Origin of the sequence: Massilia timonae, from assembly GCF_001866515.1 — a bacterium.
Taxonomy (GTDB): domain Bacteria; phylum Pseudomonadota; class Gammaproteobacteria; order Burkholderiales; family Burkholderiaceae_D; genus Telluria; species Telluria timonae.
In genome coordinates, this window is sequence record NZ_JRYB01000001.1 from 2,642,536 (window position 1) to 2,658,692 (window position 16,157).

A 16,157-nucleotide genomic window follows, 5' to 3' on the forward strand; every position below is an offset into this window, starting at 1 on the left:
AAGAGACTAGGGCACAAAATATGGAAAACCAGGCAATCAAGGACATCGTGATCGTCGGCGGCGGCACCGCCGGCTGGATGACGGCGGCGGCGCTGTCGAGCATGCTGAACGGCCGCTACCACATCCGGCTGGTGGAGTCGGATGAGATCGGCATCGTCGGCGTGGGGGAGGCGACCATCCCGATGATCCAGCGCTTCAACCGCGTGGTCGGCATCGACGAGAACGAATTCATGCGCGAGACGATGGGCAGCTTCAAGCTGGGCATCGAGTTCGTCAACTGGGGCCGGATCGGCGAGCGCTACATGCACGGCTTCGGCCGCATGGGGCAAGACCTGGCCACCGTGCCGTTCGAGCAGTACTGGCACAAGATGCGGGGTCTAGGCAAGGCCGCGCCGCTGGAGGAATACTCGATCACGCGCATGGCGGCCAAGGCCGGCAAGTTCATGCCGGCGCGCCAGGACGTGCCGAATTCGCCGCTGCGCGACATCGCCTACGCCTACCACTTCGACGCCAGCCTGTACGCGAAGTACCTGAGAAAGCTGTCCGAGGCGCGCGGCGTGGTGCGCATCGAGGGCAAGATCGCGCGCGCCACCCGGCGCGAGCCGGACGGCTTCGTCGATGCGGTCGAACTCGACAACGGCCAGCGCATCGAAGGAGAATTGTTCATCGACTGCTCGGGTTTCCGCGGCTTGCTGATCGAGCAGGCGCTCGAGACCGGCTACGAGGACTGGACCGGTTGGCTGCCGGCCGACCGTGCGCTGGCCGTGCCCTGCGAATCGGTGCCGGCGATCACGCCGTTCACCCGCGCCACCGCGCACAAGTCGGGCTGGCAGTGGCGCATCCCGCTGCAGCACCGCACCGGCAACGGCCATGTGTACTGCAGCCGCTTCATCAGCGACGACGAGGCGGCGGCGACCTTGCTGGCCAACCTCGACGGCCGCGCGCTGGCCGAGCCGCGCCTGATCAAGTTCCAGACCGGGATGCGCAAGCAGGCCTGGAACCGTAACGTGGTGGCGATCGGCCTGTCGAGCGGCTTCCTGGAGCCGCTCGAATCGACCAGTATCCACCTGATCCAGTCGAGCATCGCGCGCCTGGTCGAGCTGTTCCCGGACCGCCGCTTCAGCGACGTCGACCGCGACGAGTTCAATCGGCAGTCGCGCTTCGAGTACGAGCGCGTGCGCGACTTCATCATCCTGCACTACCACCTGAACCAGCGCACCGACTCGGCCTACTGGACCGAATGCGCGAACATGGCGATTCCGGAGACGCTGCGCCAGAAGATGGACCTGTACCGCTCGCGCGGCAAGGTCGTGCGGGTCGATAACGAACTGTTCTCGGAAGTCGGCTGGTTGCAGGTGTTCGAAGGGCAGAACATGCCGCTCGACGGCTACCACCCGCTGGCCGATACCCAGTCCGAGGCCGACATCGCCGAGTACATGGAGAGCGTGCGCGAGGTGATCCGCAAGTGCGTCGACGTGATGCCGTCGCATGACGAGTACATCGCCAAGCATTGCGCGGCGCGCACAGCCTGAGCGGCAAGCGATCCCGCCACCTGGCCGCCCCGAGGGGCGGCCTTTTTTTCGCGGCGCTGTCATCGTTATCTGTTGATGACCCCGAATGCGACCCGCAGCAATTGCTCGATAGAAGTGACTCGCCCTCCATCGAGCGCCCAATGCCAGCCCAGATAATTGGGCAGCCAGCGCGACGCCACCCCATGGAAGCGCGCCAGCCATTCCTTGAAGCGCCGATGGTAGGCGTTGACATTCTGAACATGGATGGCGCCATCGACGCCGTTGCGGACCCGCTCGCCGGCGCTGAGGTTGACGGCTTGGTGCGCGACGCCATGGGCGCGGGCGAAGGCGTGATAGGCGGCGTTGGCATCGGTGACCAGCAGCGCCTGGGATTCGAGTTTCGGCAGCAGGTGTTTCACCAGCTGGGCCACCTTCAAGGCGCCGCGTCCGGTGACGGCGTCGATAGTCTGGCCGCCGCGGTCGCGCGCCACCAGGATGCAGTCGAGATGATGCGAGATGCCGCGCAGCGCGGCCCTGCCGCCGCGCTTGCGCGGCGGGCGATCGAGCTTGCGTGAACCCTTCTGTGATTCGAGCAGGAACATCTCGTCGGCCTCGACGATGCCGACCAGGCGCTCGGGCCGGTCGTCCTTGACGCGCTCGAGAAAGCGATGGCGCCAGCGAAAGGTGGTGTTCGGATGCACGCCGACACGCTTGGCCGCAGAGCGGACTGTGCGCGAATCGAGCACCGTGTCCAGATAATCGAGCCACTTGCCCCTGTGCCTGAGCCGCGCCAGCGGCGTGCCGGTCAGGTCGTTGAAGGTGCGGCCGCACGCGCAGCAGCGATAGCGTTGCAAATCGTTGGCCTGGCCGTGCCGGTGACACCGCTCACAGGTGCAATCGGGACAACGCCGCCCCTTTGATCGATGATCGCTGATGAGGGCAATCACCCGGTCCAGCCCGGCTGCTGGATGCAGGGCCGCCAGTACCTGCTGGCGCTGGGGCTGGTTCAGCAGCGCCAATTGGTCAAACAGCTTCTCGAACTTCGGCGCTTGCATGGCGTGCTCCCCAATCGATGGCGACCGGGATTGGACCGCGAGTCAGCTCAGCAGTTCAATGCTCATCCATATCTAACGAGTACAGCGCCTTTTCGCCCGCATGATGGCCCCGGCCTGCGGACAGGCGTCTTACTTGTAGCAAATTTTCAGGCTTTCCACGCCGCCTCCAAGGTTCTGATTGATTTACTACGAGATATGCACCGAGATGGTGCATTTAGGAAAAATCGTGCCGGTTTTTAGGGCATTTGTAGCGCGACTACAGAATCACCGAATTGCCATGTAGCTCATAAACAACGAAAAAACCTTGGATTTACGGCCTCTTAGGCAAAAACGTGCCATGATCATTGCTGCAAGTAACTCCCGTTGACAGTGCATCTAGTTTTAATACAGAATCCCGGCCAACGTTGATTTTGTCGCAAAAAGCCGATCCCGGCCGGCCGACGGGCTGTTTTCGGGAATACATCGTTCTATCTGAGGGGACACATGAAAAACATCGCCACCAAGCGTGCCGCATTCCAGCTGAGCCCGGTTGCCGCCGGCTGCGCCATCTTCGTCACCGTCCTGGCCGGCAGCGCCCACGCGCAAACCGCCAGCACGGGTGAGACCGCCAACCTGAACCCGGACGCGCCCGTCACCACCGTGACCGTGACCGGCATCCGCCGCGCGATCGAAGATGCGATCGCCGTCAAGCGCGAATCGACCGGCATCGTCGAAGCGATCTCCTCGGAAGACATCGGCAAGCTGCCGGACGTGTCGATCGCCGAATCGCTGGCCCGCCTGCCGGGCCTGTCGGCCCAGCGCGTCAACGGCCAGGCCCAGTCGATCAGCATCCGCGGCACCTCGGGCGACCTGTCGACCGCGCTGCTGAACGGCCGCGAGCAGGTCACCACCAGCTCGGACCGCACCGTCGAATACGACCAGTACCCGTCGGAACTGATCAGCGCCGTCACCGTGTACAAGACCGGCGACGCCAGCGTGATCGGCCAGGGCCTGTCGGGCACGGTCGACCTGCAGACCATCAAGCCGCTGTCGCTGCGCGAGCGCGTCGTCACCGTCAACGTGCGCGGCGAAAAGAATTCGAAGGGCTCGATTAGCGCCGGCTCGCCGGACACCGGCAGCCGTATCAGCGCTTCCTACATCGACCAGTTCGCCAACCGCACGCTGGGTGTGGCGATCGGCTATGCGCGCCAGGACAAGCCGAACGTGCACCAGCAGTTCGAGACCTGGGACTGGGTGGACGACACCAACGTCGTGCCGGGCTCGACCGTCAAAGTGCCGAAGGGCATGAAGTCGATGGCCACCACCGGCGACCAGGTGCGCGACGGCCTGATGGGTGTGCTGGAATGGCGTCCGAACCGCAACTTCAGCTCGACCTTCGACGTCTATCACTCGCGCTTCGACCAGGAAGAAATCCGCCGCGGCATCGAGATGCCGCTGAAGGACGACGGCGAAGTGCGCTTCTCGAACGCGACCGTGGTCAACGGCACCGCGATCGCCGGCACCGCCAACAACGTCAATCCGGTCGTGCGCAACAACCGCATGACGCGCGACGACAAGCTGACCGCCTTCGGCTGGAACAACCGCTACAGCAGCGGCGACTGGGTCGGCATCATCGACATCAGCCGTTCCAAGGCTGACCACAAGGAGGAGCTGATCGAGATCAACTCGGGCCGCGCCACCCGCCAGACCCTGGACTACAGCTACAACGGCGGCACCATTCCGCAGCTGTCGCTGTCGGGCGTGTACGACGATCCGTCGCAGATCGCCATCGGCGGCCAGTTCGGCGACGGCTACGTCAACGCCCCGAACATGACCGACAAGATGACGTCGTTCCGCGTCAGCCTCGAGCGCAAGTTCTCCGACGGTCCGTTCAGCAGCCTGGAAGTCGGCTACAACCACTCCAAGCGCGAAAAAGAGAAGGAACACCTGGAAACCGGCTTCACCAAGCTGGGTGACGGCACCTTCGCGCCGGGCGTGCTCAACGGCGTGCAGAACCTGTATGCGCTGCAGAACTCGCTGAGCTGGGACATCGACGCGGTGCTGGCGAATAACTTCGGTCCGTTCACCCCGTCGGTGCTGGTGCCATGGGGCGCGACCAAGAACTGGTCGATCGAAGAAAAGGTCAAGACCGGCTACGCCAAGCTGAACATCGACACCGAACTGATGGCGATGCCGCTGCGCGGCAATATCGGCATCCAGGTGATCGACACCGACCAGAGCTCGACCGCGAACACGCTGCGCGCCTGGCCGTTCGCCGACCTGGTGCCGCTGACCGACGGCAAGAAGTACACCGACTACCTGCCGAGCGTGAACCTGGCCTGGAGCCTGCCGGACCAGCAGTTCATCCGCTTCGGCGCCGGCAAGACCCTGGCGCGCGCCAAGCTGAACCAGCTGAACGCCGCCCTGGAAGTGGGCCTGACCGCGCAGACCACCGGCACCCCATGGGGCAACGGCGGCAACGCCCAGCTCGATCCATGGCGCGCCAAGCAGGTCGACCTGTCGTACGAAAAATACTTCGGCAACAAGGGCTACATCTCGGCCGCCGGCTTCTACAAGGACCTGTCCTCGTACATCTACAGCGTGACCGTGCCGCGTGACTTCTCGGAGTTCAACCTGCAGGGCGCCCTGACCAATATCGGCACCATGACCCAGCCGATGAACGGCGAAGGCGGCACCCTGAAGGGCCTGGAGTTTGCGGCCTCGACCCCGCTGGACATGATCCACCCGATGCTGGACGGCTTCGGCATCACCGCCAACGCCTCGTTCACCAACAGCGAAATCTCGATCGTCGACCAGCGCTTCGGCAGCCTCGCGATCCCGCTGCCTGGCCTGTCCAAGCGCGTGTTCAACGTCACCGCCTACTATGAGAAAGACGGTTTCTCGGCCCGCGTCAGCCAGCGTTATCGCAGCGACTTCGTGGGTGAAATCGGCGGCATCGGCGGCGCAACCGAGCTGACCTACGTGAAAGCTGATAAAGTGGTCGACCTGCAACTGGGTTACGACTTCAAGCAGATCGAAGGCCTGTCGGTGCTGTTCCAGGTGAACAACCTGACCGACACCGCCTTCCGCAGCTACGCCGGCACCGAAGACCGTCCGCGCGGCTACAGCAAGTACGGCCGCCAGATGCTGCTCGGCCTGAACTACAAGCTGTAAGTTTCACACCGTAATACCGGCGCGCCGCCTTGCGCGGCGCAGCCAGCCCTCATCGGGGCCCTTGCAGGTTTTTGCCTGCAAGGGCTTTTTTGTTTTTTCGGATTCTGTGGTTTTCGTCCCTGCATCCACCCTATTTAGCGCCTTGGGCGAGGCGACAGTGTAAACTGTCGGTTTCGTTTCTACTTATTTAAGAGCAATTCCTCCATGTCCGACACCCCCATCCCATCGTTCTCCGACCTCGACATTTCGGCGCCCGTCCTGAAAGCGCTGAAAGACGTCGGCTACGAAACGCCGTCGCCGATCCAGGCCGCCACCATTCCTTTGCTGCTGGAAGGGCGCGACGTGCTGGGACAGGCCCAGACCGGCACCGGCAAGACCGCCGCCTTCGCGCTGCCGATCCTGTCGCGCATCGACATCAAGCAGGCCACGCCGCAGGCGCTGGTGCTGGCGCCCACGCGTGAACTGGCGATCCAGGTGGCCGAAGCCTTCCAGAGCTACGCCGCCCACATCAAGGGCTTCCACGTGCTGCCGATCTACGGCGGCCAGAGCTATGGCCCGCAGCTGTCGAGCCTGCGTCGCGGCGTGCACGTCGTGGTCGGCACCCCGGGCCGCGTCATCGACCATATCGAAAAAGGCTCGCTCGACCTCTCGATGCTCAACACCCTCGTGCTGGACGAAGCCGACGAAATGCTGCGCATGGGCTTCATCGACGACGTCGAGCACATCCTGCAGCAGACCCCGGAAGGGCGCCAGACCACGCTGTTCTCGGCCACCATGCCGCCGGCCATCAAGCGCATCGCCAAGACCTATCTGCGCGACCCGGCCGAAGTGACGGTGGCCGCCAAGACCGGCACCGCCGAGAACATCACCCAGCGCTACTGGCTGGTGTCGGGCATGCACAAGCTCGACGCGCTGACCCGCATCCTCGAGGCCGAACCGTTCGACGGCATGATCATCTTCGCGCGCACCAAGCTGGGCACCGAGGAACTGGCGACCAAGCTGCAGGCGCGCGGCTTCGCCGCCACCGCCATCAACGGCGACATGGCCCAGCAACAGCGCGAACGCACCATCGAGCAGCTCAAGAACGGCAAGATCGACATCCTGGTGGCGACCGACGTCGCCGCCCGCGGCCTGGACGTCGAGCGCATCAGCCACGTGATCAACTACGACGTGCCGTCCGACCCCGAGAGCTATACCCACCGCATCGGCCGCACCGGCCGCGCGGGGCGCAGCGGCGACGCGATCCTGTTCATCACCCCGCGCGAGCGCGGCCTGCTGAAGGCGATCGAGCGCGCCACCCGTCAACCGGTGGCGCCGCTGTCGCTGCCGACGATCAAGGAAGTCAACGAAGTGCGCATCAGCCGCTTCAAGGACCAGATCCGCACCACGCTGGCCGAAGGCGGCGGCCTGGAAGTGTTCCGTTCGCTGATCGAAGAGATCGAGCGCGAAGACAATGTGCCGGCGATCGAGATCGCGGCCGCGCTGGCCAAGCTCGCGCGCGGCGACGAACCGCTGCTGCTGACCAAGCCGGACCGCGAGGCGCGTCCGGAAGGCGTGCCGTCGCAGCGTGAATTCGGTGGCGGCCAGGAGCGCGGCTTCCAGGAGCGTCCACCGCGTGGCGACTGGGAAGACCGTCCTGCGCGTCCGCCGCGCGAGCCGGGCTTCAAGAAAGAGCGCGTGGCGCGCGAGCCGGAGCCGGGCATGGCGACCTTCCGCATCGAAGTCGGTTACGTGCACGGCGCCAAGCCGGGCAATATCGTCGGCGCGATCGCTAACGAAGCCAACATCCCGTCGAAGCATATCGGCCGCATCGAGATCTATGACGATTACTCGACCCTGGACCTGCCGGACGACATGCCGAAGGACCTGGTGGATCACCTCAAGACCGTCTGGGTCGCGGGCCGCCAGCTCGACATCACGCGCGACGGCGAAACCCCGGCCACCCCGGCCGCGAAGAAGCCGTACGCCGCCAAGAAGGGCGTCGAGCGCCGCCTGAGCGAAAAGCCGGCGCCGGGCAAGAAGCCGCATCGCAAAGGGCAGGCGTGATCATGTAGTCAAACAATGGCGGTTGCTGTTGTTTGACTACAAAACTCTGTCTTTACCTTGAGTCGTCACGGCGTTCTCACTATGAGAACGCCGCGATTGACACTCAGAAATCACCATGTTATTTTGCTACAGATACGCTAGCCGGACTGTAGGGTGGACGGCTGCGCCGTCCACGCGGTGATCGTTACCGGTTCCGAGTTCGCGCCACATCCTGCACAAGGCACACTGACGGCACGCTCAAGCGAGCGGCCGCGCATTCACACACGAGAGAAGCCCGCTAACGTCCGGGCCAGATTGGGGACACACAATGGATATGCAATCGGCCGTGGGGAAGCCCCGCCTGTCGTTCTGGCAGCTGTGGAACATGAGCTTCGGTTTCTTCGGCATCCAGTTCGGCTTCGCGCTGCAGAACGCCAATACCAGCCGCATCTTCGCCACCCTCGGCGCCGATCCCGACAACCTGGCCCTGTACTGGCTGGCCGCGCCGGTCACGGGCCTGCTGGTCCAGCCCATCATCGGCTACCTGAGCGACAATACCTGGCACCCGAAATGGGGCCGCCGCCGTCCCTTCTTCTTCATCGGCGCCGTGCTGGCGGCGATCGCGCTGTTCCTGATGCCTAACTCCACCGCGCTGTGGATGGCGGTTGCCGTATTGTGGATGATGGACGCGGCCATCAACGTGTCGATGGAGCCGTTCCGCGCCTTCGTGGGCGACAAGCTCGACCCGGCCCAGCAGACCGCGGGCTACGCGATGCAGACCTTCTTCATCGGCTGCGGCGCCGTCATCGCCTCGCTGCTGCCGACCTTCTTCGAGAGCATGGGCGTGTCCAACGCCGCCGTCGGCGGCGTGATCCCGGACACCGTGCGCTATTCGTTCTACGCCGGCGGCCTGGTGTTCTTCCTGGCCGTGAGCTGGACCGTGCTGTTCGCCGACGAACTGCCGCCGCCCGACATGGACGCCTTCCACAGGGAGCGCAAGGCCTCGCGCGGCGTCGGCACGATGTTCGTCGAGATCCTGGGCGGCTTCGGCAAGATGCCGCGCACCATGGTGCAGCTGGCCTTCGTGCAGTTCTTCACCTGGATCGCGCTGTTCGCGATGTGGATCTATACCGGCACCGCGATCGCCGACAACGTCTACGGCACCACGGATGCGCAATCGAGCGCCTACCAGGACGCCGGCAACTGGGTCGGCATCATGTTCGCGGTATACAGCGGCGTGTCGGCGCTGGCCGCCTTCATCCTGCCGGTGTTTGCCCGCGCCACCTCGCGCAAGATCGTGCACGCGACCTGCCTGGTCATCGGCGGACTGTCGCTGGCCAGCATGTTCCTGATCACCGACAAACAGATGCTGGTGCTGCCGATGATCGGCATCGGCATCGCCTGGGCCTCGATCCTGACCATGCCGTACGCGATCCTGGCCGGTGCCTTGCCGGCCAAGCGCATGGGTTACTTCATGGGCCTGTTCAACTTCTTCGTCGTGATCCCGCAGATCGTCAGCGGCCTGCTGCTGGGCAGCATCACCAAGCACCTGTTCGACGGTCATGCGGTGCTGACCCTGGTGCTGGGCGGCGGCTGCATGCTGGTCGCGGCGCTCCTGACCCTGTTCGTCACCGACAAGGCGGCGCCGGTCTCGAAGGCCTGATCCAGGCGGATTCCGCCAACCACCCGCCCACGCGCGCCGTCATTTTTGCGGCTGTCGTATCGTAATGTTTTACTAACATATTCGCCCTGACCAGTCCTGGTCGGGGTGACTATGTGAGCGCAAACTTACCCAGACAGGAGCACAGCATGACCATCCAGACCGTCGCGACCACCCCGTTCGCCGGGCAGCGTCCCGGCACCTCGGGCCTGCGCAAGAAGGTGACCGAGTTCCAGCAGCCCGGCTACCTCGAGAATTTTGTCGAATCCATCTTCCTGACCCTGGGCGAAGGCAAGTGCCGTCACCTGGTGGTGGGCGGCGACGGCCGCTATTTCAATCGCGAGGCGATCCAGACCATCCTGCGCATGGCCGCCGCGCACGGCGTCGAGAAGGTGCTGGTGGGCCGCGGCGGCATCCTGTCGACGCCGGCCGTGAGCTGCGTGATCCGCAAGCACGCCTGTCATGGCGGCATCGTGCTGTCGGCCAGCCACAACCCGGGCGGTCCCGAGGGCGACTTCGGCATCAAGTACAACATCGAGAACGGCGGCCCGGCGCCCGAGAAGATCACCGAGGCGATCTACGAGCACACCAGGGCGCTGACGCAGTACCGCATCGTTGATGCGCCGGCCGTGGACCTCGACCGGCTGGGCACGACCCGCATCGAGAACATGACCATCGAGGTGATCGATCCGGTCGCCGACTACGCCGAGCTGATGGGCCGCCTGTTCGACTTCGATGCGATCCGCGCGCTGTTCGCCAGCGGCTTCCGGATGCGCTTCGACGCCATGCACGCGGTCTCGGGGCCGTATGCCAGGGCGGTGCTCGAGGACATCCTGGGCGCGCCCGCCGGCACCGTGGTCAATGGCCAGCCGCTGCCTGACTTCGGCGGCGGCCATCCCGATCCGAACCCGGTCAATGCCGCCGACCTGGTCGCGGCGATGGCGGCGCCGGATGCGCCCGATTTCGGCGCGGCCTCGGACGGCGACGGCGACCGCAACATGATCGTCGGGCGCGGCATCGCCGTCACGCCCTCGGACAGCCTGGCCATCATCGCCGCCAACGCCACCGTGGCGCCGGGCTACGCCGACGGCGTCACGGGCATCGCACGCTCGATGCCGACTTCACAAGCGGCCGACCGCGTCGCCGAGGCGCTCGGCATCTCCTGCTTCGAGACGCCCACCGGCTGGAAGTACTTCGGCAACCTGATGGACGCCAACCTCGCCACCCTGTGCGGCGAGGAGAGCTATGGCACCGGCTCCATCCACATCCGTGAGAAGGATGGCCTGTGGGCCGTGCTGTTCTGGCTCAACCTGCTGGCCGTTCGGCGCCAGTCGGTCGGGGAGATCCTGCGCGCGCACTGGGCCCGCTTCGGCCGCAACTATTATTCGCGCCACGATTACGAGGCGGTCGACGCCTCGGCGGCGGCCGCCATGATGGATGCGCTGCGCGCGCGCCTGCCCGAGCTGGCGGGCCAGACGCTGGACGGCCACCACGTGGCGCAGGCCGACGACTTCGAATACAACGACCCGGTCGACAATTCGTGCTCTACGGGGCAGGGCGTGCGCATCATCATGAGCGACGGTTCGCGCATCGTGCTCCGGCTGTCCGGCACCGGCACCGAGGGCGCCACCGTCCGACTCTATCTCGAGCGCTACGAGGCCGATCCGGCGCGTCACGACCTGGACACCCAGCAAGCCTTGCAGGGCTTGATCGCGGTTGCCGAGAGCGTGTCCGGCCTGCGCCGGCGCACCGGCCGCAACGAACCCACCGTCATCACCTGACACCCACCCACCTACAGGAAACCGCATGAAATTACCCGTCCTTGCCGCCTCCATGCTGATCGCCTTCGGCGCGCTGTCGTCCGTCTCGTCCGCCATCGCACAAACGAAAGCGCCTGCCGGCAAACCCTTCGTCTGGGAGAACGCGACCGTCTACTTCCTGCTGACGGACCGCTTCAACAACGGCAATCCGGCCAACGACAAGGCGTATGGCCGCAAGGACGATGCCGCGACGATGCGCGGCTTCATGGGCGGCGACATCGCCGGCATCACGGCGAAGATCAAGGAAGGGTATTTCAACGACCTGGGCGTGAACGCGATCTGGTTCACGCCGGTCGTCGAGCAGATCCACGGCTCGACCGACGAGGGCACCGGCAAGAGCTACGGCTTCCACGGCTACTGGGCGAAGGACTTCACCGCGCTGGACGCGGCCTTCGGCACCGAGGCCGAGCTCAAGGAGCTGGTCGACACGGCGCACGCGAACGGCATCCGCATCGTGTTCGACGTGGTGATGAACCACACCGGGCCGGTGACGAAGCAGGATCCGGTGTGGCCGGCAGCGTGGGTGCGCACCGGCCCGCAGTGCACCTACAAGGACGCGCGCACCACGATGGATTGCACGCTGGTGGCGAACCTGCCGGACTTCCTCACCGGTAGCAATGCCAACGTCGAGCTGCCGCCGCAGCTGGCGGCGAAATGGAAGAAGGAAGGGCGCTACGAGCGCGAAGTCAAGGAACTGGACGACTTCTTCAAGCGCACCGGCTATCCGCGCGCGCCGCGCTACTACCTGATGAAGTGGCATGCGGACTGGGTGCGCAAGTACGGCATCGACGGCTTCCGCGCCGACACCGTCAAGCATACCGAGCCCGGACTGTGGAAGGAACTCAAGCAGGAAGCCAGCCTCGCCTTCGAGGACTGGAAGCGCGCCAATCCGAAGCAGCGCCTGGGCGAAGACAAGTTCTGGATGGTGTCCGAGGTCTACAACTACGAGATCAAGCACGCGCGCAAGTTCGACCTGGGCGGCGGCGAGGTCGTCGATTACCTGGATCAGGGCTTCGACAGCATGATCAGCTTCAGCCTGCGCAGCGACGCCAGGCAGCCTTACGAAAAGATCTTCTCGGATTATTCGAGGATCCTGCAAGGCGAGATGAAGGGCTATTCGGTCCTGAACTACATCAGCTCGCACGACGACGGCAGTCCCTTCGATCCGCTGCGCGAGCGCCCGTTCGAATCGGCCAACAAGCTGCTGCTGGCGCCGGGCGCCGCCCAGATCTACTACGGCGACGAGACCGCGCGCATCCTGCGCGTCGAAGGCGCCGAGGGCGACGCCACCCTGCGTTCGTTCATGAACTGGGACGAGCTGAAATCGAACGCGGAACGTGGCATGCACCGCGTGGCCGACATCCGCGCGCACTGGGCGCGCCTGGGACGCTTCCGCGCCGCCCACCCGGCGGTCGGCGCAGGTGCGCACCAGATGATCAGCCATAGCCCGTACACCTTCAAGCGCACCTGGGAAAAGAATGGCGTGAGCGACCGCGTGGTGGTGGCGCTCGACCTGCCAGGAGGCCAGCCGGCCACGATCCAGGTCGGCGGCGTGTTCCACGACGGCGCCACGGTGCGCGACTGGTACACCGGCAAGACCGCCGTGGTCAAGGGCGGCAAGGTGCGCTTCGACACCGCCGCTCCGGTGGCGCTGATCGCCCAGGACTGATGTTGGCATCGCGGCGCACGGCGGCGACTGTGCGCCGTGCGCCAATTTGCTATCCCATGTCATGCGACCCGCATGATTTCCTGCCGCGCGGAATTCCCGGCCGCGCCGCGCTGCCTCTGAGCGAACACTGCTAAGCTGCTAATACATTCATGTTTTGCGGACCAGCCGCCGATGAGCGTGCGGCCGCAGCGCGTCAATGCCGACCGACGCGAGAGGGGAGAGAACATGCGCAGCATGAGCAGAGCAAGAATGATTTATCGCCTGGTGCGGGGGCGGGCGCGCCTGGAGGTGAAGAACGTCGCGCCGCAACCGGGCCTGCATGCGCTGGGCGGCGAGGACGGCGACGAAGTCCTGACCGAATCGCCCGACCCCAAGCTCGACTACATCACCCGCCTGGCCGTGCAGGCCAGCGGCGCCGAGATCGGCGGCATCAGCCTGATGTTCAAGTCGCGCATCTGGCTGCCGTCGCACATCGGCATCCAGGGCAGCTTCCTTCCGCGCGAAGGGTCGTTCTGCGACCGCGCCCTGGACGTCGGGGGCGACTGGTTCGAGGTGCCTGACGCCAGCCTCGATCCGCGCTTCGCGGCCAATCCGCTGGTGGCCGAGCCGCCGCGCTGCCGTCACTACGCCGCCGTTCCGCTGCGCGGCGAGAGCGAGCACCTGCTGGGCAACCTGTGGGTGATGAGCGCCAGCGCGCGCACGCTCGACGTCGCCCAGGCCGCCCAGTTGCGGCTGCTGGGACGGATCGCGGCCGACCTGCTCGAACTGCGCTACTGCGATCCGGTCACCGGCATGTTCAACCGCGCGGTGTTCCTGCACCACCTGCAACGCGTGCTGCTGGAAGAAGAGGGCGCGCTGGTCACCGTCGGCATGGTCGACCTGATCGGCTTTCGCCAGGTGAATGACCTGTTCCGGCGCGAGACGGGCGACCGCATCCTGCGCCTGATGGGCAAGCGCATCGAGGACTGGGCCGACGGCGCGCTGCTCGGCCACCTCGGCGCCGACCAGTTCGCGTTCGCCCTGCTCGCGCGCCCCGAGGAGATCGACGCCCATCTCGCGCGCCTGTGCGCCGCCATCGACCAGCCCTTCGAGGTGGAGCCGGGCTGCATGCACACCCTGCATGCGCGCATCGGCATCCGGCGCCAGGCCTTGCCGTGCGAGGAAAGCGCCGACGGCTTGCTGGATGCCGCCGACATCGCGATGTCCTCGATCCGCCAGCAGCAGGGCGCCAGCGTCGTGCACGAGTACGATGCGGCGCTGATGGCGCGCGCGCGCCTGCGGTACGAGTTGCGCGAAGCCATGCGCGGCGCGCTGCGTTTCGGCCGCCTCGAGGTGCATTACCAGCCCCAGGTCGACGTGGCTCATGGACGCCTGATCGGGCTGGAGGCCCTGGTGCGCTGGCGCCATCCGGCCTACGGCCTGGTGGGCCCGGGGATGTTCGTGCCCCAGGCAGAGAGTTCGGGCCGCATCTTCGAGCTCGACATGCACGTGCTGGACCTGGTCTGCCGCGACCTGATGGCCTGGCGCGCGCGCGGACTGGCGACGCCGCCGGTGGCGCTGAACTTCTCGCGCGCCTCGCTGATGCACACCCAGGTCTTCGCGCGCCTGGCCGAGATCCTCGAGGCCACCGGCGTGCCGGGCGAGCTGCTCGAATTCGAGGTCACCGAGAGCCAGCTGCTCGACTCGCCGACGCTGCTGCACCAGCGCATCTCGGCGCTGCGCGCGCTCGGGGTGCGGGTCGCGGTCGACGACTTCGGCACCGGCTACTCGAACCTGGACGCGCTCACCAGCTTCCCCTTCGACCGGCTCAAGGCCGACCGCCGCTTCGTGCACGGCGTGGCGAGCGACGCCCGCACCGCCGGCGTGTTCGCCCTGATCCAGGGCATCGCCGCCGTGTTCGACGCCGAGCTGCTGTGCGAAGGCCTGGAGGACGAGGCCGACCTGTCCTGGCTGGCCGAGCGCGGCGTGCACTGCGTGCAGGGCTGGTACTTCAGCCGCGCGCAGCCGGTGCAGGCGATCGAGCGCATCCTGGGCCGCTTCCAGGAAGCGCAGGACGCGCCGCTGTCGGTGCCCGAAATGCGCGCCTTGCTGGCCTGAGTTTCTGCATATCGAATCGGTGGCGATCCGGGTTAGACTGGTGGTTCCGTCAACTTTGCACAGATTGCCATGCCAGTCTTTACACGTATCGCCCGTGCCGTCGCGGGAGCGGGTCTCGCCCTCGCGCTGCTGCCGGCCCAGGCCTTCGCCCAAGCCGCGTCCGAGCCGGTCTACGGTCCCGAGCTGGAAGAGTTCACCTATCCCGAACCGACGCAGCAATACCGCTTCAAGTCCCAGGGCGTCGATCTCCAGATGACCTATATGGACGTCAGGCCGGTCAAGCCGAACGGCCGCACCGTGGTGCTCATGCACGGCAAGAACTTCTGCGGCGCGACCTGGGACGGCACCACCAAGGCCCTGACCCAGGCCGGCTACCGCGTCGTGGTGCCCGACCAGGTCGGCTTCTGCAAGTCGACCAAGCCGCAGCATTACCAGTACACCTTCCAGCAGCTGGCCGACAACACCCGCAAGCTGCTCGAATCGATCGGCGTGAAGAAGGCGATCGTCATCGGCCACTCGACCGGCGGCATGCTGGCCACGCGCTATGCGCTGATGTATCCGGAGCTGACCGACCAGCTGGTGATGATCAACCCGATCGGCCTGGAAGACTGGAAGAACCTCGGCGTGCCGTCGCTGGGCGTGGACAAGTGGTACGAGCGCGAGCTGAAGACCTCGGCCGAGCGCGTGCGCGAATACGAGCGCACCACCTACTACAACGGCCAGTGGAAGCCGGAGTACGAGGTGTGGGTGCAGATGCTGGTCGGTATGTACCGCGGCAAGGGCAAGGAGATCGTGGCCTGGAATTCGGCGCTGATCTACGACATGATCTATACGCAGCCGGTGGTCTACGAGTTCCCGCTCATCAAGGTGCCGACCTTCCTGTTGATGGGCCTGAAGGACACCACCGCGATCGGCAAGGACGCGGCGCCGGCCGCGATCCGTCCGAAGCTCGGGAACTACACGGTGCTGGCGCAGAAGACGAAGGAGGCGATTCCCGGCGCGAAGCTGGTGACTTTCCCGGAGATGGGGCATGCGCCGCAGATGCAGGATCCGGTGAAGTTCCACAAGGCGCTGGTCGACGGACTGGTGCGCTGATTGTCGTTGGGCCGGCGCTGCGGGAGCCGGCGCCGGCCCCATTCTCTTGCAATTCGTTCAATGGTATCCTTG

General features: G+C 65.5%; 9 protein-coding genes. 8 read left to right on the forward strand and 1 reads right to left on the reverse strand.

What is annotated here, in order from left to right; translation table 11 throughout:
• Positions 1 to 20 precede the first annotated feature (20 nt).
• Positions 21 to 1,532 carry a tryptophan halogenase family protein gene (locus tag LO55_RS11360; RefSeq protein ID WP_071361538.1) on the forward strand — a complete coding sequence of 504 codons (1,512 nt, stop codon included), beginning with the start codon at positions 21 to 23 and terminating at the stop codon, positions 1,530 to 1,532.
• 65 nt (positions 1,533 to 1,597) lie between these two features.
• Here LO55_RS11360 and LO55_RS11365 read toward each other — a convergent pair whose 3' ends face one another.
• On the reverse strand, positions 1,598 to 2,566 hold the full coding sequence (locus LO55_RS11365) for an IS1595 family transposase (RefSeq protein ID WP_071361539.1): 969 nt from the start codon (positions 2,564 to 2,566) through the stop codon (positions 1,598 to 1,600).
• A 483-nt stretch (positions 2,567 to 3,049) separates the two neighbouring features.
• Here LO55_RS11365 and LO55_RS11370 point away from each other — a divergent pair, with 483 nt between their 5' ends.
• The 7 genes from LO55_RS11370 to LO55_RS11400 all read left to right on the forward strand — a co-directional run bounded on the left by LO55_RS11370 (position 3,050) and on the right by LO55_RS11400 (position 16,085).
• Complete coding sequence (locus LO55_RS11370) at positions 3,050 to 5,719, forward strand: TonB-dependent receptor (protein WP_071361540.1); 2,670 nt, start codon at positions 3,050 to 3,052, stop codon at positions 5,717 to 5,719.
• A gap of 204 nt (positions 5,720 to 5,923) precedes the next feature.
• Positions 5,924 to 7,765, forward strand: coding sequence for a DEAD/DEAH box helicase (locus tag LO55_RS11375; protein ID WP_071361541.1), 1,842 nt, complete (start codon positions 5,924 to 5,926; stop codon positions 7,763 to 7,765).
• A 307-nt stretch (positions 7,766 to 8,072) separates the two neighbouring features.
• Complete coding sequence (locus tag LO55_RS11380; protein WP_071361542.1) at positions 8,073 to 9,407, forward strand: MFS transporter; 1,335 nt, start codon at positions 8,073 to 8,075, stop codon at positions 9,405 to 9,407.
• A gap of 146 nt (positions 9,408 to 9,553) precedes the next feature.
• A complete protein-coding gene (locus LO55_RS11385; RefSeq protein WP_071361543.1) occupies positions 9,554 to 11,185 on the forward strand; it encodes an alpha-D-glucose phosphate-specific phosphoglucomutase in 1,632 nt (543 codons plus the stop codon).
• A 25-nt stretch (positions 11,186 to 11,210) separates the two neighbouring features.
• Entirely contained in the window at positions 11,211 to 12,893 is a 1,683-nt protein-coding gene (locus tag LO55_RS11390) for an alpha-amylase family glycosyl hydrolase (protein ID WP_005665639.1), read from the forward strand.
• A 249-nt stretch (positions 12,894 to 13,142) separates the two neighbouring features.
• Positions 13,143 to 14,990, forward strand: a complete 1,848-nt coding sequence (locus tag LO55_RS11395) for a putative bifunctional diguanylate cyclase/phosphodiesterase (protein ID WP_229409752.1) — start codon at positions 13,143 to 13,145, stop codon at positions 14,988 to 14,990.
• A 69-nt stretch (positions 14,991 to 15,059) separates the two neighbouring features.
• Entirely contained in the window at positions 15,060 to 16,085 is a 1,026-nt protein-coding gene (locus LO55_RS11400; protein ID WP_005665641.1) for an alpha/beta fold hydrolase, read from the forward strand.
• The last annotated feature ends 72 nt before the right edge of the window (positions 16,086 to 16,157 follow it).